Here is a 24,766-nt window from a genome sequence, read left to right on the forward strand (position 1 = left end):
GTAGTTCCCGAGCGCAGCGAGGTCGTATGGTTTTCTTTTTCCACGAGCAACGCGAGGTTTAAGGGTGTCAGAGCTCGCCCCGTAGGGGGAGCTGGCGCGCATGCGCCTGAGGAGGTTCATTTCCCTCAGCCTTCAGGCTGGTTGTCCGGTTTATACTCGCCTTCCCAGACGGGGAAGGTGCCCGGTCTCAGATTCTGATGCCGGGCGGATAGGGTTGATTATTCATTGGGTTTTATAAAAAGGTTCCACGAGCGCAGCGAGGTTTTAAGGTTTTCTTTTTCCACGAGCAACGCGAGGTTTAAGGGTGTCAGAGCTCGCCCCGTAGGGGGAGCTGGCGCGCATTGCGCCTGAGGAGGTTCATTTCCCAGCCTGTAAGGCGGCTGTATGGTTTTATCATGTTTTCCTCAGCCGGAGGCTGGTTGTCCGGTTTATACTCGCCTTCCCAGACGGGGAAGGGGGACCGCGGAACGCGGTGGATAGGGTTGATTTCCCTCAGCCGCAGGCTGGTTTTAAGGTTTTCTCATCTTTTCTCACGCTTCCCATCTTTCCCCCCTCCCTCCGTCCACAAATTTCCTCATGCTATAATGAAAGGGAATTGAGTATTGGAATGGATTTAAATAGAAAGAAGGACTTTATGTTTATACTTGGATGCCATTTATCCGTCACGGGCGGGTATCTTTCCATGGGAAAGACGGCCACTTCGATCGGCGGAAATACGTTTCAGTTCTTCCCGCGGAACCCGCGCGGCAGCCAGTCTGCTCCCGTGAAGGAAGCGGATGCGCTCGCACTGAAGGCGTGGATGGAGGAGCATGATTTCGGACCGATTCTCTGCCATGGGGCTTACACGATGAACGGCTGCTCCACGAAGGAATCGGTGCGTGAGTTTGCCCGCACGGCACTCCGCGAGGATCTGGCCAAAGCGGCACACCTGCCGAACTGCCTCTACAATTTCCATCCGGGTTCCCACTTGAAACAGGGCGCAGAAGTTGCGATTCCCATGATTGCAGACATGCTGAATTACGCCATGGATCAGGAGGAGCTGCCGCCGTTTGTCCTGCTTGAAACCATGGCAGGGAAGGGGACGGAAGTCGGACGCACGTTTGAGGAGCTCGCCGCGATTATCGACAAAGTCGAGCGCAAGGAGCGCATGGGCGTGTGCCTCGACACCTGCCACGTCTATGATGGCGGTTACGACATCGCAAACGATACCGACGGCGTTCTGGCCCATTTCGATGAAGTCATCGGGCTTAACCGCCTGAAGGCCGTTCACCTGAATGACGACAAGAATCCGATGGGAAGCCACAAGGACCGTCATGAAAAAATCGGCGAAGGGACGATTGGGATCGAAGGGATGGAAAGGATCATCAATCATCCGCTTCTCAGAAATCTTCCCTTCTACCTTGAAACACCGAATGACTTGGAAGGCTACAAGCGTGAAATCGCGCTGCTGAGAAGCCTTCGGAAGGAGGACGCATGAAATTCATTCACACAGCCGACTGGCACCTGGGGAAACTCCTGAAGGAACACTCCATGACAGAAGATCAGGCATGGCTTTTGGAAAACCGTTTCCTGCCGATTGTCGACGAAGAAAAGCCGGACGTGATTCTTCTGGCCGGGGACGTCTATGACCGTTCATTTCCTCCGGAAGATGCCGTCGAGCTCTTTGACCGCATGACAGAGGAAATCGTCGGAAAGAGAGGGATTCCCTTCATCGTCATCAGCGGGAACCACGACAGCGCCGAGCGTCTCGCCGTGGCAAGCCGTCTTCTCCGCTCGCAGGGGCTCTACATCTTCGGGCCGCTCGACAGGCTTTCTCCTGTCATCCTGAAGGATGAATGGGGCCCCGTCGCCTTCCTTCCGATGCCGTATTCCGAACCCGCCCGCGTGCGCGTCATGATGAACAAGCTCGGCATGGAAGAAGCGGAAAAGGTGAAGACATATGAAGAGGCAGAAAAAGTGCTCTCCGCCCGCATGCTTTCCCTCCTTCCCGATGAAGGAAAAGGCATGAGGAAAATCGCTCTTGCCCACGTCTATGCAGCTGGCGGCATGTCGTCGGAATCCGAAAGACCGCTCTCGATCGGCGGCTACGACCAGATTCCTGATGAAGTCTTTGCGCCTTACGACTACACCGCGCTCGGCCATCTCCACCGTCCGCAGAAGACGAAGAGGGATTCCGAGAAGATTCAGTACAGCGGAAGCCTCATGCGCTACTCCTTCGACGAGGTGCGCCAGAAGAAAGGCATCATCGTAGGAAGGATTGACGGGGAAGGAAATGTTTCTACCACGTTCCGCGAAATGCTGCCCCTCCATCAGGTACGCGAAATCCAGGGCTCCTTTGCAGACATCATGGCCAAAGAAGGCTCGGAAGACTACCTGCAGATCGTATTGACCGACTCCGAGCCCGTCATCGATGCCATGCCAAAGCTGCGCGAGAAGTACCCGAATGCCCTTGGCGTCGAGCAGGACATGGGATACAAGGACGATGACGGCGAAAGAAGGATCCGCTTCGAATCCATGAGCGACGAAGACATTTTCCGCGCCTTTGTCAGCCATTTCCGTGAGCAGGAACTGACAGAAGAAGAAGAAAAGCTTTCTCAGGAGGTCTGGGAAGAGGTATACAGGAAGGAAAACGCAAAATGAAACCTTTGAAACTGACGATGCGTGCCTTCGGTCCCTATGCGGGCGAGACCGTCATCGACTTCGAAAAACTGCAGGGACGCCATCTCTTCCTCATCTGCGGCCCGACCGGAGCAGGAAAGACGACGATCCTGGATGCCATGTGCTATGCCCTTTACGGCAAGACGAGCGGCGACAGGACAGGCGAGAAAATGAGAAGCGACTATGCCGATTCCTCAGAAAGGACAGAAGTCATCTTCGATTTCATGCTGGGGGACAAGACATACCGCGCAACGAGAAGCCCGGCGCAGATGGTCGATAAGAAACGCGGCAGCGGACAGACACTGGCCGCCATGCAGGCGTCCCTTTCCGAACTTCAGGACGGCAAGGAAATCAATACCCTCCGTACAGGCATTGAAGAGGCCGCAGGGAAACTCATCGGGCTCAATGCTGACCAGTTCTGCCAGGTCATCCTCCTTCCGCAGGGCGATTTCAGAAAACTCCTCGTAGCAAAGGCCGATGAAAGAGAAGCCATCTTAAAGCAGCTCTTCAAGACGCAGCGCTTCTCCGAATTCAAGGACAGGCTGAAAGACAGGCTCGATGCGAAAGTCCGCGAGAAAATGGAAAAGCAGACAAGAGAAGACCAGATCCTCAGCACCGCCGGCGCCGCAGACGAAAAGCAGCTCGCCTCGATCGTGGAAGAAGCGGAGAAATCACTGCAGGAAGCTGTGGAAACGACCCGGAAGCAGGAAAAGGAAAGCAATGAATTCCGCGAAGTCTACCAGAAGGAAACCGCCCTTATGGGCCATTTCACGGAGCTTGACAAAGCATTGAAGCAGGATGCAGCCCTTAAGAATGAAGAAGGACGCATGAAGGAAATGGAAGCATCCCTTTCCCTGATCCGGAGCGCCCGGGAGCTTGCGCCTTACTTCGACCAGCTGGATGGCATCACCCGGGAAGGCAGGCAGGAGGCACAGAAACTCAAGACAGCCAAGGCGGATATGGAAACGTATGCAAGGCTGAATGAAACGCTTGAAAAACGCATCCAAGAGCTGGACGCCATGAAAGAAAAGTGCGAAGAAGAGCGTAAAACGGCCCTTAAAATGCAGGACTTGGTGCCCAAGGCAAAGTTGTACGGGGCAGCCGTCCAGGCGCTTAAAAACGCGAAAAACGCATTAGCCAGAGCAGAAGAGGAAACAAAGCGCCTCCAGGCTTCTGCCGAAGCGGCGAGGAAGGCAAGGGATGAGCAGAAGGAGAAGGCAGATGCTGTCAGGAAATCCTATATCGATGGACAGGCATTCCTTCTAGCGGAAGGACTCGCAGACGGAGTGCCATGCCCTGTCTGCGGTGCCGTCCACCATCCGGCCCCGGCCCGTGGCGGAGACAATGTAGCAAAGGCAGAAGACGTCGAACGTGCGCAGAAGGAATACGAAAGAGCATCAGCCGCTTATGACAGAGCCAATGATGCCAAGGAAAAGCACAGCACAGGCGCCTATGCGAAAGCCGTGAGCGATCACGCGAAAGCCGATGCCCAGATGAAGACTCTTGAAGAAATCCCAGAAGCATACAGGGATCCCAAATATCTTGAAATGGAAAGTACGCGCCTTCTGGCGGGTATCAGAAAATGGGAACAGGACAAGGAAACAGCGGCCGCTCAGCTGAGGAAAGCAGGAGCTGACCTCTCTGCCAGCGAGGCAGCATGCAGGAATGCCGAAGAGCGCAGAGAAGAGCTCGTGAAAAAATATAAGGAAACAGAATCCGTCCTGAAGGCAGCTTCCAACAAGGCCGGTTTCAAGAGTCTTGACGAATGCAAAGAATGGTATAAAAAGAAAGACACGGAAGAAAGTGTCCGTAAGACACTGGAACAGTACCGCGCGGACAGGAAGAGCACAGAAGAAAGAATCAAAGCAGAAGAGCAGGCAACCGCAGGGAAAGAGCGTCCTGACATGCAGGCGCTGAATGAAAAGTCCAAAGCGCTTCAGGATCAGCTCAAGAAAGCCTCCGAAAGAGCAGCTGCCCTCAAGGAACGCACAGAAACGCTCCAAAAAGCCGTCTCAGACGCCAGAGCTATCGAGAAGGAACTGGAAGACCTCCGCAAGGAAGAAGGCCTTATAAGAGGCCTTTATGACCTCACAAGCGGAAAGAAGACAAGAATCACGCTGGAAAGATACGTCCTTGGCACACTCCTTGACGACGTGGCCAATGCCGCAAACCTCCGTCTTCTCTCCATGAGCCGGAGGAGATACTCCCTCCACCGCATGACGGATGAAAGCGGACTGGGGAAGGGCGGACTCTCCTTGGAGGTCTCCGACAGCTTCACAGGACGGTCAAGACCAGCCAATACCCTTTCCGGCGGAGAAACCTTCCTGGCATCCCTGTCTCTGGCTCTTGGCCTTGCCGACGTTGTCCAGTCCAGGCAGGGCGGCGTCCGTCTTGATACCATGTTCATTGACGAAGGCTTCGGCACCCTCGACCCCGACTCCCTGAACAGCGCCATGAATACACTCATCGACCTCCAGAACACAGGCCGCATGGTAGGCATCATTTCTCACGTCCCCGAACTCGAAGAACGCATAGACGCACGCCTGCGTGTCACACCCGCAGAAAAAGGCAGCAAAGCAGAATTCGAGATCATCGACTGAGGAAGTAAGGATAAAAGAATATAATATATAGGAAAAAGGACTGTCGAAATGCCTGCACATTTTGACAGTCCTTTTTTTATTCCGATATCGACACCCATAAGTTCATAAAACTTATCTATATTCTCCCAAGGCCGGCACGCCGCTCATATATGACCGATAGTCAAAAATATAAAAATGCTGAAAATGACTTATGGTCGGTCATGCGGGAGTTAATGGGAATGATTGTGATAACTCAGTATAAAACTGATTCTACCGAATGTTTTACAAATAACCAAAAGTCTCATGCATATCATAAAGGTTTATCAATAGTTTAAACTTGATTTAACTTTGCGTCCGTGTTAAGCTAACCACAGACATGAAGGAAGCCTCAAGGTCATGTCCCTTGGGAAAGCAAAGATGAAAGACAGCAGAGGAAACACGGTCACTCGCGCAAGGTCCTAGTCGGAGCTCCTCCGAGGAAAAATAGAGGCACGCATATTTCTCTATATTTTCTATTAAAGGAGCGATGAAACATGAAAAAGGTTCTCGCAATTGCTGCAGTAGCAGCACTCACAGCTGGCGTATCTGCATACGCTGCAAATCCATTCTCTGATGTAACCCCGAACGACTGGGCTTATCAGGCAGTTGAAGACCTGTCCGAACAGGGCGTCGTTGAAGGTTATCCGGATGGCACCTTCAAGGGCGAAAGAAACATCACCCGTTATGAAATGGCTCAGATCATTGCCCGCATGCTCGCTAAGGAAGATCAGCTGAACGCTGAACAGAGAGCAACCCTCGACAAACTCGCTGGCGAATACGCTGACGAACTTGCAAACCTGGGCGTTCGCGTATCCAACCTCGAAAAGAAAGTTGGCAACCTGTACTGGTCCGGCGATGCTCGTATGCGTTATCAGGACAACGCAGTTGGTAAGGAAGATGGCTGGAACGGCCGTATGAGAATCAACGTAAAGGGTCAGGTCAATGACTCCACTTACGTACAGGGCCAGCTCGATTCTGAACTTAACTTTAAGACCAGCGATGATACAGACGTTACATTTAACCAGTTGTATGCAAACCATGACTTCGGCAACGTAGCAACTGTTCGCCTTGGTCGTCAGCCAATTGTTTTCGGTAACCAGGGTGGCTGGCTCTATGGAGATCAGAAGGGCTATGATGGCGCTCAGGTAGCATTCCATCTTGGACAGAAAGTTGACGTAACCACAGGTTATGGCCGCTTCAACAAGTCCGATATTACTAATTCAACAAGCTTTGACTCTACTACCGGAAAGACAACCATCACAGAAGCTGGCGTTACCGATGAAGATGCATTCTTCGTTCGCGGCGCTGCTGACCTGAACGTTGCTAACCTCGGTGTTGACTACATTAAATTTGATGGCGACGAAGGTAAGTTTGCAAGCAATGAATTGCTCGGTGCTAACCTGACCATTCCGGTTTCTGACTTCCGTGTATTCGGTGAATACTGGAAGAACACTACAACTGATTCTGACAATGATACCGCTTGGAACGCAGGTATCGGCTACGGCAAACTGAACCTGAAGAAACCAGGTTCCTTCAAAGTCGATGTAGCTTACAATGATGTTGATCAGGACATCTACTTCGGTGGATCCGGCCTGCAGACCAATGTTCTGTCCTACCTGACCACTGGCAAGGCTTCCAACGTAACATTCTGGAATGCAATCGCTGACGTAACTCTGCAGAAGAATGTTTACCTCCATGGTGAATATGCATTCGACGTATCTGCTGATCAGACCACAAAACCGGAACAGGACGCTTGGACCGTATCCCTCAACTACAAGTTCTAATTTCTTCTCCAAGAAACTGGAATCAAAGAAAGGAAACCTCGAAAGGGGTTTCCTTTCTTTTTGCTGCCTGGATTTCATTTTTATCATTTTACTGCCCTGGAGTTAAGGGAAATAGGAAACGAAGAGATATAAAGAAATGTGATTAGATACTAAGAAAAATAGAATAAGGCGGAGAGAAACGGAACAAAAAGGAGCACAGAGTTTATAACAGCCGTAAATAAGCGAATTTGGCTTATAGAACCTCGCTATATTGTTGCATATGCAAATTGTTCGTAGTAACCTGAATACAGATATGAGTACGCCTTTCGATCATATCGGACGGATGAAGGAAGCATCTGCGCAGAGGAAACACGGTCACTCGAGCAGCCGGAAGTTTCTGGACTCCTGAAAAGAAGAGAGGCAATCCATCTTTTTTTCTTAAAGGAGCGAAGAACATGAAAAAGATTCTCGCACTCGCTGCTGTAGCAGCACTCACCGCTGGCGTATCTGCATACGCTGCAAATCCTTTTTCCGATGTTAACCCGTCCGATTGGGCTTACCAGGCAGTGGTAGACCTCTCCGAACAGGGCGTTGTTGAAGGCTATCCGGATGGCACCTTCCGCGGCGAAAGAAACATCACTCGTTACGAAATGGCTCAGATCATCGCTCGTATGCTCGCTAAAGAAGATCAGCTGAATGCTGAACAGAGAGCAACCCTCGACAAACTCGCAGGTGAATACGCTGACGAACTCGCAAACCTGGGCGTTCGCGTTTCCAACCTCGAAAAGAAGGTCGGCAACCTGTACTGGTCCGGCGATGCTCGTATGCGTTACCAGGATAAAGCAGCTGGAAAAGCTGATAACTGGGATGGCCGTATGAGAATCAACGTAAAGGGCCAGGTCAATGACTCCACTTATGTTCAGGGCCAGCTTCAGTCCGAAGTTAAGTTCAAAGATACAACTGATGGCAATGTAACATTCAACCAGCTGTATGCTAACCATGACTTCGGCAAAGCTGCAACCGTCCGCCTCGGCCGTCAGCCGATCGCTTTCGGTGACCAGGGTGGCTGGCTGTATGGCGATTCCACTGGCTATGATGGAGCTCAGATTGCATTCCACCTCGGAGACAAGGTTGATGTAACCACAGGTTATGGCCGTTTCAACAAAGAAGGCAGCGTTTATGATAACGATAATACAGAAGATGCATTCTTCGCTCGCGGTGCAGCTAACCTGAACGCTGCTAAGCTCGGCGTTGACTACATTAAATTTGTAGGCGATAAATCTGCTACCCACACATATGCTGGCAGCGAACTGCTCGGCGCTAACCTGACCATTCCGGTTTCCGATTTCCATGTATTCGGTGAATACTGGAAGAACACCACAACCGATTCCGACAACGATACTGCTTGGAACGCTGGCATCGGCTATGGCAAACTGAACCTGAAGAAACCAGGCTCCTTCAAAGTAGATGTAGCTTACAATAATGTTGAAAAAGATGTATACTTCGGTGGTTCCGGACTCCAGACCAACCCATTTGACTACTTCGCAAAGGGTGCTGATAAGGTTAAATTCTGGAACGCAATCGCTGATGTCACCCTGCAGAAGAACGTTTACCTCCACGGTGAATATGCATTCGACGTAACTGCTGACGGCGACAACGTAACTGCTCCAGAACAGGATGCTTGGACTGTATCCCTCAACTACAAGTTCTAATTCAGAACCTGGCAGCAGCGAACTTAAGAGAGACTTCCTTCGGGAGGTCTCTTTTTTATTGGAAAATTTTTGCAGAAAGTATAAAAACAGGCTATCGTATTTATAGAAGTTCTTTATAAGCTGCAAAAGAAGAATGCGGGTGGACAATCTGACAAAATGTGCCGAAATGGGAATGAAAAATCTGCTGACTCTCGGTCATGTGGCGGTAAACGCGAATCATTTGCATAATTTAAAATTAGGAGATTTCAGGCGAAAATGAAAGCTTTAAGTGAATGAGAGGATTTGTTTAAACTTGATTTAACTTTTCTCATGTGTTACTCTCAACCTAGACATGAAACAAGTCTTCCGATTCATGTCACTTAAGATCGAAGAAGAAAAACACGCAGAGGAAACACGGTCACTCGAGCCACGTTTTTCACCCAAGCTCTTAGGGAAAAAGGGAGACATTCCACATTTTTCTTTATAAGGAGCGAAGAACATGAAAAAAATTCTCGCACTCGCTGCTGTAGCAGCACTCACCGCTGGCGTATCCGCATACGCTGCAAATCCTTTCTCTGATGTAACCCCATCCGACTGGGCTTACCAGGCAGTAGTAGACCTGTCCGAACAGGGCGTCGTTGAAGGCTATCCGGATGGCACCTTCAAAGGCGAAAGAAACATCACCCGTTATGAAATGGCTCAGATCATCGCTCGTATGCTCGCTAAAGAAGATCAGCTGAACGCTGAACAGAGAGCAACCCTCGACAAACTCGCTGGCGAATACGCTGACGAACTCGCAAACCTGGGCGTTCGCGTTTCCAACCTCGAAAAGAAAGTTGGCAACCTGTACTGGTCCGGCGATGCTCGTATGCGCTTCCAGGATAATGTTTTCAAGAGCACAAAGACAGGCGATGACCAGTCTTGGAATGGCCGTATGAGAATCAACGTAAAGGGTCAGGTCAATGACTCCACTTACGTTCAGGGCCAGCTCACTTCTGAAATGGACTTCAAGACAAGCGATGACACCACTGTTAAATTCACCCAGTTATATGCAAACCATGACTTCGGTGATGCAGTAACCGTTCGCCTCGGCCGTCAGCCGATCGCTTTCGGTGACCAGGGTGGCTGGCTGTATGGCAGCTCCACTGGCTACGATGGAGCTCAGGCTACCATCCATGCAGGCGACAAAGTAGACCTGACTGCAGGCTATGGCCGCTTCAATTCTTCCGAACTCAAAGCAACCACTACAGATGCTGCACTCGTTGATGAAGATGCATTCTTCGCTCGCGGCGGATTCGATCTCAACGTTGCTAACCTCGGCGTTGACTACATTAAATTCGACGGAGAAAAAGGCACCTTCGCTGGCAGCGAACTGATCGGCGCTAACCTGACTGTTCCGGTTTCCGACTTCCGCGTATTCGGCGAATACTGGAAGAACACCACAGCTGGTGACAACGATACCGCTTGGAACGCTGGCCTCGGCTATGGCAAACTGAACCTGAAGAAACCAGGCTCCTTCAAACTCGACGTAGCTTACAACGATGTTGACCAGAACGTTTACTTCGGCGGCACAGGCCTGAACACCGATGTTCTGTCCTACCTGACAACTGGCAAAGCTTCCAACTTAACATTCTGGAATGCAATCGGCGAAGTTGCTCTGCAGAAGAACGTTTACCTCCATGCTGAATATGCATTCGCTGTTGACGCTGAAGGTCAGAACAACGAAGACGACGCTTGGATGGCAGCCGTCAACTACAAATTCTAATTTCTTCTCAAAGAAACTGGAATCAAAGAAAGGAAACCTCGAAAGAGGTTTCCTTTTTTATTGCCTGAAAGGAAAGCACCGGACCATGGATTCTGGCAGCGGCTTCGGTACTTCTGTCCGTAAAAGCAATGACTTCATTCGATGAAAAATACAGAAAGCATGCTGATTTGCTCATTATCATTTCATCCTTTTAACAGAGTAAATTCCCGCAGATTTTGCCTTGATTTTGCACTTTATGCCCAAAACAGGGGGTGTAACTATGCCTCAAATGGCAGATCAAGGCTAAAAAGGGTCTTTAAAGTGATTCTAGGAAAATTCATCTTCATGGAGGAAGTCAGGACCCATGATTTTTCTTAAAAATGATGCTTTAAGACAGCCTTTTGAAGGATGGATTTTCATTTAAAAGGGGTTTTGCGCAGAAATAGGCCTGGAAGATGGTAACCTCCCGGGTGGCAGGGAGGTTCAGGAAGGTATGCAATTGGCAAATTGGACAGGATTGCATATGTAAAAATTTTATAGTATTCTGAATGCAGAACATACGCAAAGCGTATGGCATGGAAGAGCGAAGCGCGGTGAATACGGAGGCCATTCCCCTGCTTCATGACTCCGTTTCAAGAACATTCATTTTTTAAGGAGCAGGAATATGAAGAAAATTCTCGCAATCGCTGCTGTCGCAGCACTTTCCGCTGGCGTATCCGCATACGCAGCCAATCCGTTCTCTGATGTAACCCCAAACGACTGGGCGTATCAGGCAGTTGAATCCCTGTCCGAACAGGGCGTCGTTGAAGGCTATCCGGACGGCACCTTCAAAGGCGAAAGAAACATCACCCGTTATGAAATGGCTCAGATCATTGCCCGCATGCTCGCTAAGGAAGACCAGCTGAATGCTGAGCAGCGCGCAACCCTGGACAAACTCGCTGGCGAATATGCTGACGAACTCGCAAACCTGGGTGTTCGCGTATCCAACCTCGAAAAGAAAGTTGGCAACCTCGCATGGTCCGGCGATGCTCGTATGCAGTACCAGAGAAACATTGACACTGACAATGCAAAGAGTGATTCCTGGACAGGCCGTATGAGAATCAACGTATCCGGCCAGGTCAATGACGAAGTATCCGTCAACGGTCGTCTTGTTTCCGAAATGGACTTTAAAGACAATGGCGACAAGGATGTCACCATGGACCGCATCTTCGCTCTGTGGACACCGAATGATGCCACCCGCGTATCCATCGGCCGTCAGGGCGTAGCTCTTGACCAGACCGGCGTTTTCTGGGATGAAGACGGCATTTACGACGGCATTTCCGCAGGCTGGGACAATGGTTCCTTCGGCATCGAAGCAGGCTACGGCTACCTGACATCCGCTGCTGAAAACTATGCAGTTGATAGTGACGATATTGCCAGCATCTACGCATCCAAGAAAGATACAGAAAACTGGTATGCAAAACTGACCGACACCTCGGCGACACCGCTGATGTCTCTGCTTTCTACCTGAAACCAACCCATAAACTGAATGGTAACGGAGTGGCAAATAGTGAAGCCAAAGGTGCTAAAGTCAGCGTTTGGGGGGCAGGCACCAGCATCGACCTCGGCGGCGAACTCGCACTCGACGGCGACTATGTACAGTCCCGCTTCAATCATGACATCGGCCATGCAGCTCTTTGGACCGCAGGCCTTACCTATGGCGCAGTTGACGTAGAAAAACCAGGCACCTGGACACTCGGCGTACACTATGTAGATGCTGATTACGCTTCTTATGCACTCGGCAACTCCGCTCTTGACCTGACCGATCAGCTCGACTATGGCCTGCTTAACGGCGCAGATGTGAAGTTCTGGGTAGCACGTGCAGGCGTAGCTCTTCAGAAGAACGTAGAACTTGACGCTTACTACAACTTCGCAGGCAAAGCAGATGGAATCGACGGCTCTTCTGTCGAAGATCCGGACGACGCATGGGGCGTAGAACTCAACTACTCCTTCTAATAAAACCCAAAAGAGACTCCTTCGGGAGTCTTTTTTGTTGGGGAAATTCGATAAAGTCCGTAAGTACCGATGCTGCATGGTGTTACTCGCCTTCCCAAACGGGGAAGAATGCCCTTGACCTTGCCCTGGAAGGGAAGGTGGGAAATTTTGCTTTTTAAAATTTCTCGGATGAGTTGCATTTCCTTCAGCCGCAGGCTGGTTTTCTGGTTTAAACTCGCCTTCCCAGACGGGGAAGGGCGTATGGGATGGGGTTACATAAGGTTTCAAACAAATAAGAGCTGAGCTCTTTCCTTTATTCCTTGTGAAGCTGCCACCTTCGGGGGAAGTGGCCATTATACCAATGATTGAATATGAAATCATGGAAGTGTTTGCAGTATTTCATAATGGCCGAAAGGGGTGCAGTTTCTAAAAAGTGTGGATAGGGTTGATTTCCATCAGCCTTCAGGCTGGTTGTATGGTTTTCCTCTCCCTTAATCCATCGCATTCTTCAGCAATTAATATACTTCTCCTAATTACATAATCCATCAAAAAGGAACTGCAGCAGAACGATTGTACATTTTGCCGCAGTTCCTTTTCTTATCGAAAAATCTAACATTCTGTTCTCAAAAAATGCGTCATTTTTGCCTCTGCTGCCCTAAAGCGAAGGAACAGGAGAAACTTATTTCTTTCCGTTATATGTGAAATAGAAAATAATTGTAAAAATATAAGAAATATTGGATATATTATACAGATTGTAAGACTGACTAACGCCTTAATACGTGTTAAAGAAAATTTCTTGAACAGGCTGAATTTACCGGTATTTTCGAGTGTTACGCAGTAGTGACTTCTGGTCAGATGAACAAAGTGTTCATTTTTATTTGCATGAGTAAATATTTTGTAGTATCTTTAAAAAATACTATATGTTGTCTCACATATGGTGGGAAGGAAAAGACAGCGCAGAGGAAACTCGGCCACTCGCGGGCTTCTTTACTTCCTTATAAGAGACATACCTTATTTCTTATATTTCTTTTAAGGAGCGAAGAATATGAAAAAGATCCTAGCAATCGCTGCTGTTGCAGCACTTTCCGCTGGCGTATCCGCATACGCTGCAAATCCTTTCTCTGATGTAACACCGTCCGACTGGGCTTACCAGGCAGTCGTAGACCTCTCCGACCAGGGCGTCGTAGAAGGCTATCCGGATGGCACATTCCGCGGCGAAAGAAACATTACCCGTTACGAAATGGCTCAGATCATCGCTCGTATGCTCGCTAAAGAAGATCAGCTGAACGCTGAACAGAGAGCAACTCTCGACAAACTCGCTGGTGAATACGCTGACGAACTCGCAAACCTGGGTGTTCGCGTTTCCAACCTCGAAAAGAAAGTCGGAAATCTTTCCTTCTCCGGCAACGCTCGTATGCGTATGAATCAGAACTATGCAGCTAATGATGACGGCGTTCTGACCGGAAAAGCTAAGGACAGCTGGAATGGCCGTATGCAGCTCAACATCAAGGGCCAGGTCAATGACAGCACCTACGTTCTTGGACGTCTCCGCTACGACATGAACTTCAAGAACACCAATGAAGATCCGGCTTACCTTGATCAGCTGATTGTTCACCATGATTTCGGCGACAAAGCTTCTGTAAACATCGGCAAGATTGACCTGACTCTTGGCCAGACTGGTCTTGAATATGATGATGAATTCAAAGGCGCTATTGCTACCATCGGCAGCGAAAAACTCGCTCTCGACGTAGGCTACGGCCGTTTCACCGGCGGCGTTCTCGGAACTGCAACTGAAACCGACGGAACCAACAACAGAGAAGCAGGCATTGCTCGTCTGTACGGCGCATCCAGCATCGCTTCTTACGATGTAGAATACATCGACGGCCATGATGACGCAGATGCCCGCATCTGGGGCGCTGGTCTGACACTGAACGTCGTTGATCAGTTCCGCGTATTCGGTGACTTCTACAAGAATACTGAATATGCTGGCAATCCACAGACCTGGACTGCAGGCCTCGGCTACGGCTCCGTTGATCTGAAGAAACCGGGAACCTTCCAGATCGCTGGACAGTATGTCCGTGCTGAAAGAGGATCCTTCATGGACGATGTTACTTATGACGTTTCCCCGGCATCCGTTGTTGCTGATGACAGCGATGTCAACACAGCTAAGTACTGGCTTGCTACCGGCGATGTCGTACTCGCTAAGAACATCCGTCTCCATGGCGAATACGCATTCGACGTCAAGACCGACAAGGGCAGCGACTACGACGATCTCGCATCCGTATCCCTCAACTACTCCTTCTAATCAAGGGGATAAGAACAATGAAAAGGAAGCTCTTCGGGGCTTCTTTTTTTATTGGGATAGACACTTATTGGCTGTTTCATAAATAAATGTCATTATTTTTGCGGAAATTATAATAAAAGATGTATTGAAATAAATATCGATTGTATTGAATATTTCTATTTACGGTGATATACTATGAATACAGCCGTAGAAAAACGGAAAGTGACTATCGAACAGTATGAAAGGTTTTATTTCCGCGTATAGAAAGGCTGAAGAAATTTCCTTCTCCGGTTCACCGTCCAATCGTAAATGACCGGCGGAGCACTTATAGGAAAGGCAGGAAACACCTGCATTTTACCGAAAGGAAGGTAATTTTATGGCAAAAGCAGACATTCAGCAGCAGTATGGTCTTTTCATCAACGGTGAATTCGTTCCCGCATCTGATGGAGCTACATTTGACGCACATAACCCGGCTAACGGGGAACATCTCGCATATTTCGCAGAAGCAACCAAGGAAGACGTAGACGCAGCTGTCAAGGCAGCAAGAGCAGCTCTTCCGGAATGGTCCAAGACTTCTCCGATCGAAAGACAGAACATTCTTCTGAAGATCGCTGATATCATCGACGCAAACCTCGATCATCTCGCACTGGTGGAAACACTGGACAACGGCAAGCCGATCCGTGAAACCACAGCAGCAGACGTTCCGCTGGGTTCCGATCATTTCCGTTACTTCGCAGGATGCCTGAGAGCTTGGGAAGGTTCTGCCACCATGCTCGACAACAACACACTGTCCCTGATTCTCCATGAACCAGTCGGCGTTGTTGGCCAGGTCATTCCGTGGAACTTCCCGTTCACCATGGCTTGCTGGAAACTCGCTCCGGCACTGGCAGCAGGCAACACCATCGTTATTAAACCGTCCTCCCATACATCCCTGTCCCTGATGGAACTCGTCCGTCTGATCCAGGGTGTTCTCCCGAAGGGCGTTCTGAACGTTGTCACAGGCAAGGGTTCCAAATCCGGCCAGTGGCTGCTCGATCATCCGGATATCGACAAGCTCGCATTCACCGGCTCAACTGAAGTCGGCCGCGGCGTATACCAGGCTGCATGCGACAAGCTGATTCCAGTCACCCTGGAACTTGGCGGCAAATCCGCAAACATCGTATTCGACGACGCTGACCTGAAACAGGCTGTCGACGGCGCATGCAAAGGCATCCTCTTCAACCAGGGCCAGGTATGCTGCGCAGGCTCCCGCCTCTTCGTTCAGGAAGGCATTTTCGATGAATTCATCAAACATCTGAAAGCAACCTTCGAAGGCGTCAAAGTCGGCGACCCGACCGACCCGACCACCCAGCTGGGCGCTCAGATCTACAAAGCACAGCAGGACAAAGTCCTTAGCTACATCAAGATCGGCCTCGAAGAAGGCGCAACCCTCGTAACCGGCGGCGAACGCTACACCGAAAACGGCTGCGACAAAGGCTTCTTCATGAAACCGACCATCCTGATCGCAGGAAACAATGACTGCCGCGTATGCCAGGAAGAAATCTTCGGACCAGTTGTCGTTGTACAGAAATTCAAGACAGCTGACGAAGTCATCGCTCTGGCAAACGACAGCGTATACGGCCTCAGCGGCGCAGTATTCAGCAAGAACATCGACACCGCTCTGAAAGTAGCACGTGCTGTACGCACCGGACGTATGTGGGTCAACACCTACAACGACCTCCCGGCAGGCGCACCATTCGGCGGCTACAAACAGTCCGGCATCGGCAGAGAAACCCATAAGGTTATGCTCGAACACTACAGCCAGACAAAGAATATCCTGATCAACCTCAGAGAAGGCGTCAGCGGTATGTACGACATTAAATAATCCCTGAGCCATCAGTGGATCAAATAAAAAAGAAGGATCTTCCCAGCCGAAGGTCCTTCTTTTTTGCGTGAGCTTAGCAGAGCGAAAAGCCAAGGTACGCCTTCGCCACAATACTCGCCTTCCCAGACGGGGAAGGGGAACCGCTTGCGGTGGATAGGGTTGATTTCCCTCAGCCGAAGGCTGGTTTAAGGCGCTTATGTAGAAACCGTACAATCGCCAAGTATGGCGAATAAAAAAACTATACAACCGAGTTTCGCTCGGAAACTGCACTCCTTTTTGTCACTCCGTGACATCCTTCCTCGCTGAGGCAGGTTTTTTCGATTCTGATGGATAATATCGAACGAGCACTTTACCGTTTTCATTTATAGTGAACGCATTTAAATTGCCATTGATAATAGCCGTTCTCGTCGATGCGGAAGGTTTTGACCTGCCCCAGCGGGGAAGGCGTCCGGCTTATCTTTTAACTGTTGCCGGAGAAAGGGGTGCAGTATCCATCGCACTTTAAAATCTAAAAAGGTTCCACTCGCGACAGCGAGGTCTTACGGTTTTCCAACAAGCGCAGCTTGGTTTGCTTGTTTTCCCCCGGGTAGCAGAACCAATTTTGCAATACCAAAAATTGTATAAAACTGGTCCCATTCAGGTTGAAAAAATGTCATATATGGTATAATAGAAAAGACATCAGATGGATGGATGTCTCGCGTAATAAGGAAATCCGCATATAAAAGAACCCATATTAAAGAACCCATATTATATTTATTTCCTTTACATTCATCAGCAAGGAGGCAGATGGAGTGGAAACGAAACGTGATTTTATTTGGAAAATGGGCGGACAGCAGGGTCAGGGCGTAGAATCCTGCGGCGAAATTCTCGGACGCGTACTGGCACAGGAAGGGTATTCCCTTTTCAGCCAGCGTCTCTTCGCATCCCGCATTAAGGGCGGTCATACAACGATTGCCCTGCGTATCGCAACGAAAGAAGTCGCTACGATCGGTGAGCATGTAGACTGCCTGGTAGCCCTGGACCAGGAGACTATCGACCTTCACGGTCATGAAGTTCCGAAGGGCGGCGTTATCATTGCTGATGACGCATTCCACCCGAAATTTGACGCACATTCCGGTTGTGTCTTCCTGGCGCTTCCAATCACGGAGCTGGCTAGAAAGTACGGCAGCATGCAGATGAAGAACATCGCTGCACTGGGCATGAGCGCAGGCGTTCTGGGATTCCCGGAAGACCCGTTCTATGGTTTCATCGCTGAACGCTTCGGTAAGAAGGGCGAAGAAATCGTTTCCAAGAACAAACAGATTTTCAAGGACGGCTATGATGTAGCTATCGAGAAGCTGCAGGGCGTATCTCTGGGTGCTCTGGCAACTCCTCCGAAGAAAGATCAGCTGTACCTGCTCGGCAATGAAGCAGCAGCCCTCGGCGCTATTTCCGCAGGTGCCCGTTTCATGGCATCTTACCCGATTACCCCGGCTTCTGAAATCATGGAATACATGATCAAAGTCGTACACAAGATCAACGGCACAGTCGTACAGACGGAAGACGAATTGTCCTCCTGCATGATGGCTATGGGCGCAGGTTATGCCGGCGTTCGTGCTTTCACCGCTACTTCCGGCCCAGGGCTTTCCCTCATGGCTGAATCCATTTCCATGGCAGCTATGGCAGAAATCCCGGTCGTCATCATCGACGTTATGCGTGCAGGCCCGTCCACGGGCATGGCTACGAAGGTAGAACAGAGCGATATCCGCTATGCGATTGCTTCCGGCCATGGCGATGCTGAAAAGATCGTCCTCGCTGCATCTTCTATCGAAGACTGCTACTACATCACTCAGGAAGCTTTCAACCTGGCTGAAGAATTCCAGACTCCGGTCATTCTCCTTTCCGACCTGCAGTTTGGCATGTGCAAACAGTCCGTACCGGCTTTCGATCCGGACCGCATCGCTATCAACCGCGGCAAGCTCGTCACTGAAGGCCTGCCGGAACTTGATACGGCAAAGAAAGCATACTTCCATCGTTTCGAAGATGTCGAAGACGGCATTTCCCCGAGAACGATTCCTGGCGTAAAGAACGGCATGTTCCTCTCCACCGGCCTCGAACACAATGTATTCGGCAAACCGGCTGAAGGTCAGGCTGACCGCGTCATGGAAATGAACAAACGTCACAGGAAATTCGCTGGTGTGGCTAAAGCTATCCAGCCATTCACCGTGGCTCATGAAGATACCGACTGCGATCTGCTCCTGGTCGGCGTCACCTCCACAAACGGCGCAATCGAAGAAGCTCGTGAAGAACTGGAAGCACAGGGCAAGAAGGTCAACCACCTCCAGCTCAGACTTCTCTCTCCATTCCCGACCGAAGCGCTCGCTCCTTACATCAATGGCGCAAAGAAGGTCCTCATCGTAGAAGAAGACCTCACCGCGCAGCTGCGTGAACTTTTCGCCATCAATTTCGCCTGCCACGACAAGCTCCTGTCTCTCCTGCAGTATGACGGAACTCCGTTCCTGGCATCCACGATTGTAAAGAAAGCTGAGGAGGTATACTGATATGGCTTCACCGAGAGATTATAAAAATACAATCGTACCGAACTGGTGCCCCGGCTGCGGCGACTATGGCATTCAGAACGCCATCTCCGCTGTATGCGCCAAGAAGGGCTGGGCCAATGAGGATATCACCCTGATTTCCGGCATCGGCTGCTCCTCCCGTATCGGCGGCTATCAGTACTGCTACGGCGCCCACACGACGCACGGCAGAGCTCTTCCTTTCGCACAGGGTATCAAATGTGCTAACAAGGATCAGCACATGATCGTCTGCTCCGGCGACGGCGACTCCTACGCCATCGGCCTTGGCCATGCTATGCATGCGATCAAGAGAAATATGGACATCACATACCTCGTATTCGATAACCAGGTATACGGCCTGACAAAGGGCCAGACATCTCCGGTTTCCGAAAAGGGCTTTGTTACCAAGACAACCCCGGACGGCAACCCGCTGACTCCGCTCGATGCTCCGGCTATGGCACTGGCTGCCGGCGCTACCTTCGTAGCACAGGCTTATGCTATCGACAGCAAGACTATGATCGACGTCATCGAAAGAGCTGTCGACCATAAAGGTTTCTCCTATGTCAACATCTTCACACCATGCGTTACATTCAACCATCTGAACACCGTTCAGTGGTACAATGAACACCTGCTCAAGATGGAAGACGTAGCACCGGATCATGATCCGTCCAGCAAAGCAGCTGCATACAAACTGCTCGGCGAAACGAACAGCCTTGTGACCGGCGTCATTTACGAAGAAAAGGACTCCGTTCCTTTCGGCGACATCGTACCGTCCAAGGACGTACGCCTGATCGACCACGTAGAAAAACCATCTGCAGAACTCTTCAAAGACCTCTGCAAGGAATTCAGATAATAAAAAGACCTGCATGAGCAGGCTGCAAGCGATTTGCTTTTGACTTTTTCTGCAAAGCCAATTTCATCACGGTATAAGAATCACTGGCGATTCGGCGGCTGGGGGCAATCCCTCAGCCGCCTTGCCAATGCATTTTTTCGGGCAGGAGCGGTCAATCCGGAAAAGGCGGGAGCGATACTTTCAAGAAGAAAAGGAGCGGAACCAATGGCATCAGATAGAATGATGGAATATTACTACTCGATGGGGCAGGACTGCCTCCATACCGGCAGTATCGATGATGCTGTCACCTACTTTAGGAAAGCCGCCAATCTCGGCGCCAGAGAAGCAGCCGAGGAAATCTGTCAGATTGGTGAAAAGCTGGAAGAAGGAGAGTGTGTCTCCAAAGATGAAGCAAAGGCGGAAAATTGCTGGAAGATCGCAGCCAGTTACGATATTTCCCGCGCGAACCTTCTCCTTGGCAGAATGTATATGAAGGGCATCAATGGCGGGAAGCCGAACCCGAGGAAGGCAAGGCGTTCTCTTGAACGCGCAAGCGATGACGGAAGCGCCGAAGCTGCATCCCTTCTGGGAAAACTCTACGACGAAGGCATGCTTGGCCGTGTCAGTCCTGAAAAGGCATTCCAGTACTACCTCCTGGCAGCCGAAAGGGGAGACACCGCCGCCATGCTGATGACCGGCCTCTTCTATGCGCAGGGGACCAGTGTCCGCAAGGACCTGCTCGCTGCGGAAATGTGGATCAGAAAAGGCCGTGAAGAGGGAGATCCCGATGGTGATGCTACACTGCGCGTATTTCTTTCCGTGGCCTGTGCTGAATATGTCACCGGCCAGGCAGGCGTAGTCGACGAAGAAAAGGCGGAAGCCATGGCAAAGGAAGCCGAAGAACTCGGTGACAAGGACGTCTACTACCGTCTGGGCGATGCCTATACCAAAACAGGCAGACATCAGGAAGAAGCGTATGCAAGCTATGAGAAAGCGGCAAAAAATGGTATAATTGCTGCGTATTCCGCAATGGGGCTTTGCCTTGAAGCCGGCATTGGTGTAAAATCGGACATTGCAAAAGCTGTTTCCTGGTACAAGAAAGCCGCTGAAGAAGGCGATGCCTTCGGTATGGCTCACTACGGCTATGCACTTTCTGCTGGTGAAGGCTGCGAAAAAGATGAGAAAGAGGCCATGGCCTGGCTCATCAAAGCCGCTATGAAAGGTGACGAAGGCGCTATCCGCGTCCTCCGCGAAGACTATCAGTACGAACTGCAGTAAGCAGAACGGGAGACTGGGGATGCGGAGGGGGAATCCTTCTGTATCCTCTCTTTTCATTTCAAGGTATTCCGTGAAGAAGAAATCCGCGTTCCCAGCGCGGTTTTTTCTAACAACTTTTATTGAGTGTATGTAAAAACGCAAGAAAAAACTTGAAAAAACGGGAAAAGACCTTATAATATGAAATGTATAGCATACTATATAATTTAAAACCAAAAACATACAAATAGTTTGCTGAATTTTTGAGAAACCCTGATTAACAAGAAACAAGGAGCCGCTATGGGAAGCTTTGAAGAAATTTTAGTGAAAAAGCATTTAAAAAGGACGAAAGCACGTGTAATGATTCTGAAAGTGCTGGAAAAGAGCCTGCCCCTCACAGCAGGAGAAGTATATGAAGCCGTTCGTGGAAAGGACATGCGTCTGTCCCTGTCCACGGTGTATAGAAATTGTGAAGCTCTTGCTGAAAACGGCCTACTGCTTCGTTCCACCATGCTGGCTGATGGCCTGATCCGCTACGAATACGCACACGGAACTCCTTCCCATCATGCGGTCTGCCTGTCCTGTCACAGGATTTTCCCGGTAGACGTAGGACTGCAGTCCGACTATGCAGAAGTCCTCGACGAAGAATACGGCTTCGAAGCAGCAGAACCCAGAGTAGAAATCTACGGCTACTGCCGCGACTGCCGCGCTACAGGAAAAGACAAAGCTTTCAAAGAAAAACTCAGAAGTGCAAACGCCTGACAAACAGAGACCGGAGAAATCCGGTCTTTTTTGTTGGGGAAAATCATCATGCGGGAGCTCCGCTGAGCGCTGCCCGTATCGTTTTAATCTTCCTCTGTTCCAGCGGACTCTATTTCTTCGCTAATCAATGGTTTTTGCGAGTATTTCCTACAGTTTACGATCCATCTAAGAATATCTAATAGGAAACGCACATAATTATAATGGAAAATTATATTAAAATAAGATATTACAAATAAATTTATTGTCAAATTCTAATAATAGTGGTAAGATGAGACAGGCAGTTAAGATTGTCCCACATACTGCCAAGGGAACCGGGGAAGCGGCAGAGGAAACACGGTCACTCGAGCAAAGCTTCTTCCGGAAAATTATTTGGGACGAAGTTACTTTTAGAGGAGAGAAGCATGAAAAAGATTCTCGCAATCGCTGCTGTCGCAGCACTTTCCGCTGGCGTATCCGCATACGCAGCAAACCCATTCTCTGATGTGACCCCGAATGACTGGGCATATCAGGCAGTAGAATCCCTGTCCGAACAGGGCGTCGTTGAAGGCTATCCGGACGGCACCTTCAAAGGCGAAAGAAACATCACCCGTTATGAAATGGCTCAGATCATTGCCCGCATGCTTGCTAAAGAAGATCAGCTGAACGCTGAACAGCGTGCAACTCTTGACAGACTCGCTGGCGAATATGCTGACGAACTCGCAAACCTGGGTGTTCGCGTATCCAACCTCGAAAAGAAAGTTGGCAACCTCGCATGGTCCGGTGATGCTCGTATGCAGTACCAGAGAAACATTGACTCTGACAATGCAAAGAGCGATGCATGGACAGGCCGTATGAGAATCAACGTATCCGGCCAGGTCAATGATGAAGTATCCATCAACGGCCGTCTTGTTTCCGAAATGGACTTCAAAGACAGCGATGACAAGGACGTCACCATGGACCGCATCTTCGCACTGTGGACACCGAATGATGCCACCCACGTATCCATCGGCCGTCAGGGCGTAGCTCTTGACCAGACCGGCGTATTCTGGGATGAAGACGGCATTTATGACGGTATTTCCGCAGGCTGGGACAACGGTTCCTTCGGCATCGAAGCAGGCTATGGCTACCTGACCTCTGGTTATGAAGGCAATGCATCTAGCATTTACGATGCTAAGAAAGATACTGAAAACTGGTATGCAAAACTGACCGGACACCTCGGCGACACCGCTGACGTTTCTGCTTTCTACCTGAAACCAACCCATAAGGTGAACACAGATTTTGCAGATCTTAAAGGCTCTAAAGCTAATGTTTGGGGCGCAGGCACCAGCATTGGTCTCGGCGGCGATTTAGCTCTCGACGGCGACTATGTACAGACCCGCTTCAATCATGGCAACGGTCATGCAGCAATGTGGACCGCAGGCCTGACCTACGGCGCAGTTGACGTCGAAAAACCAGGCACCTGGACACTCGGCGTTCACTATGTAGATGCTGATTATGGTTCTTACCTGCTCGGCAACTCCGCCCTCGACCTGACCGATCAGCTCGACTACGGCATGGACAACAACGCAGACGTGAAGTTCTGGGTAGCACGTGCAGGCGTAGCAGTTCAGAAGAACGTAGAACTCGACGCTTACTACAACTTCGCAGGCAAGGCGGATGGAATCAACGGCTCTTCTGTCGAAGATCCGGACGACGCATGGGGCGTAGAACTCAACTACTCCTTCTAATTAAAACCCAAAAGAGACTCCTTCGGGAGTCTTTTTTGTTGGGAAAATTTGATAATATCCGTAAGCAGCGATGCTGCATGGTGTTACTCGTCTTCCCAGATGGGGAAGAAGGGCCGCAGGCCGGTCTTAACCTTGCTCCGAAGGAGAAGGTGGTGCGGATTTGTTAATACAGACAAATAAATATCATAAAAAATCTAATCGTACTTTAATCTTAATCATGCAGCCATTGGAGCTGCGTTGAATACTTCCATTGGAGCTAAAAGATGTAATTTGCGCTGAATGCGTTTGTTGTTGTAGAAGTAGATGTAGCCGTTGATCATGCTTACCACTGCTTTACGGCTGGTGAATTTACGTGTGTAGTAACGTTCGCGCTTCAGCATTCCCCAGAACCCTTCCATCAGACCGTTGTCTGCACAGCAGCCTACACGGGACATGCTGTGAACCAGTCCTGCTTTTTCAACAATCTTATGGAATCCGTTGCTTGTATACTGGAATCCGCGGTCGGTATGAATCATTGGATGTTCTCCAGGATTCTCTTTAAGTGCCTTTTCCATTGTCTCAAAAGCCAGTGCAGTATTGTTCCTGTCGCCGATGACATAAGAGACAATCCGGCGATCATGGCCGTCAATAATCGCGCTTAAATATAACTTGTGCAAAACTCCATCAGCAGTTGTGTACTTGAATTCAGTGACATCCGTCATCCATCTTGCATTGGACACGCCGGCATCAAAGTCACGGTTCAGCAGGTTTTCAAAAATGTACTTTGGATCCTTTGCGTTACGAGTGCAACCATCGGTCTTGTACTTGATCACGGACTTAATATTAAGTATCCGCATGATACGAAGAACCAGACTGTCGCTTACATTTATATTGATGTTGTCATCCTTCTTGATCCAATCGTTAATCCGGCGGTATCCCATATCCGGATATTCCTGATGGGTTTTCATGACCTCCTGTGCGACCTTTTCTCTCAGCAGTTCACGGCCGCTCTTAATATGATTCAGCCATCCGTAATAAGCTGCCCGGGAGACCTTTGAGAGTCGGCAGAGACTTTCTATGGA

16 protein-coding genes are annotated in these 24,766 nt (G+C 49.9%); 15 read left to right on the plus strand and 1 reads right to left on the minus strand.

The features are described 5' to 3' along the window. Positions 1-634: 634 nt before the first annotated feature. The 15 genes from OIM03_03260 to OIM03_03330 all read left to right on the plus strand — a co-directional run bounded on the left by OIM03_03260 (position 635) and on the right by OIM03_03330 (position 23,705). Positions 635-1,477 (plus strand): deoxyribonuclease IV, encoded by an 843-nt coding sequence (locus OIM03_03260; protein HJI73294.1) that lies wholly within the window; start codon positions 635-637, stop codon positions 1,475-1,477. Further along, on the plus strand, positions 1,474-2,640 hold the full coding sequence (locus tag OIM03_03265; protein HJI73295.1) for an exonuclease SbcCD subunit D: 1,167 nt from the start codon (positions 1,474-1,476) through the stop codon (positions 2,638-2,640). Before OIM03_03260 ends, OIM03_03265 begins: the two co-directional genes overlap by 4 nt. Further along, entirely contained in the window at positions 2,637-5,258 is a 2,622-nt protein-coding gene (locus OIM03_03270; GenBank protein ID HJI73296.1) for an SMC family ATPase, read from the plus strand. The genes OIM03_03265 and OIM03_03270 overlap by 4 nt, the downstream gene beginning before the upstream one ends. A 512-nt stretch (positions 5,259-5,770) precedes the next feature. After that, complete coding sequence (locus OIM03_03275; GenBank protein ID HJI73297.1) at positions 5,771-7,060, plus strand: S-layer homology domain-containing protein; 1,290 nt, start codon at positions 5,771-5,773, stop codon at positions 7,058-7,060. Between the two features lie 434 nt (positions 7,061-7,494). After that, positions 7,495-8,751: an S-layer homology domain-containing protein gene (locus tag OIM03_03280; GenBank protein HJI73298.1), complete on the plus strand. Its 1,257-nt coding sequence runs from the start codon at positions 7,495-7,497 to the stop codon at positions 8,749-8,751. A gap of 478 nt (positions 8,752-9,229) precedes the next feature. Beyond that, entirely contained in the window at positions 9,230-10,495 is a 1,266-nt protein-coding gene (locus tag OIM03_03285) for an S-layer homology domain-containing protein (GenBank protein ID HJI73299.1), read from the plus strand. A 643-nt stretch (positions 10,496-11,138) separates the two neighbouring features. Further along, positions 11,139-11,984, plus strand: a complete 846-nt coding sequence (locus OIM03_03290) for an S-layer homology domain-containing protein (protein HJI73300.1) — start codon at positions 11,139-11,141, stop codon at positions 11,982-11,984. Between the two features lie 29 nt (positions 11,985-12,013). Then, complete coding sequence (locus OIM03_03295) at positions 12,014-12,469, plus strand: hypothetical protein (protein HJI73301.1); 456 nt, start codon at positions 12,014-12,016, stop codon at positions 12,467-12,469. Between the two features lie 1,024 nt (positions 12,470-13,493). Next, positions 13,494-14,753 (plus strand): S-layer homology domain-containing protein, encoded by a 1,260-nt coding sequence (locus OIM03_03300; protein HJI73302.1) that lies wholly within the window; start codon positions 13,494-13,496, stop codon positions 14,751-14,753. A gap of 355 nt (positions 14,754-15,108) precedes the next feature. Next, entirely contained in the window at positions 15,109-16,596 is a 1,488-nt protein-coding gene (locus OIM03_03305; GenBank protein ID HJI73303.1) for an aldehyde dehydrogenase family protein, read from the plus strand. 791 nt (positions 16,597-17,387) lie between these two features. Continuing rightward, positions 17,388-19,136 (plus strand): 2-oxoacid:acceptor oxidoreductase subunit alpha, encoded by a 1,749-nt coding sequence (locus OIM03_03310; GenBank protein ID HJI73304.1) that lies wholly within the window; start codon positions 17,388-17,390, stop codon positions 19,134-19,136. Between the two features lies 1 nt (position 19,137). After that, the gene (locus tag OIM03_03315; protein HJI73305.1) at positions 19,138-20,004 is read left to right on the plus strand and encodes a thiamine pyrophosphate-dependent enzyme; all 867 of its coding nucleotides are present in this window, start codon (positions 19,138-19,140) and stop codon (positions 20,002-20,004) included. A 204-nt stretch (positions 20,005-20,208) separates the two neighbouring features. Then, positions 20,209-21,261, plus strand: a complete 1,053-nt coding sequence (locus OIM03_03320) for a sel1 repeat family protein (GenBank protein ID HJI73306.1) — start codon at positions 20,209-20,211, stop codon at positions 21,259-21,261. A gap of 276 nt (positions 21,262-21,537) precedes the next feature. Further along, complete coding sequence (locus OIM03_03325) at positions 21,538-21,999, plus strand: transcriptional repressor (GenBank protein ID HJI73307.1); 462 nt, start codon at positions 21,538-21,540, stop codon at positions 21,997-21,999. 401 nt (positions 22,000-22,400) lie between these two features. Beyond that, positions 22,401-23,705 (plus strand): S-layer homology domain-containing protein, encoded by a 1,305-nt coding sequence (locus OIM03_03330; GenBank protein ID HJI73308.1) that lies wholly within the window; start codon positions 22,401-22,403, stop codon positions 23,703-23,705. 215 nt (positions 23,706-23,920) lie between these two features. Here the strand turns inward: OIM03_03330 and OIM03_03335 are convergent, their stop codons facing one another. Further along, positions 23,921-24,763, minus strand: a complete 843-nt coding sequence (locus OIM03_03335; GenBank protein ID HJI73309.1) for an IS3 family transposase — start codon at positions 24,761-24,763, stop codon at positions 23,921-23,923. Positions 24,764-24,766: the final 3 nt, after the last annotated feature.

It is taken from the genome of Veillonellaceae bacterium (assembly GCA_025992895.1).
In the GTDB taxonomy this organism is placed as follows: domain Bacteria; phylum Bacillota; class Negativicutes; order Veillonellales; family Dialisteraceae; genus Dialister.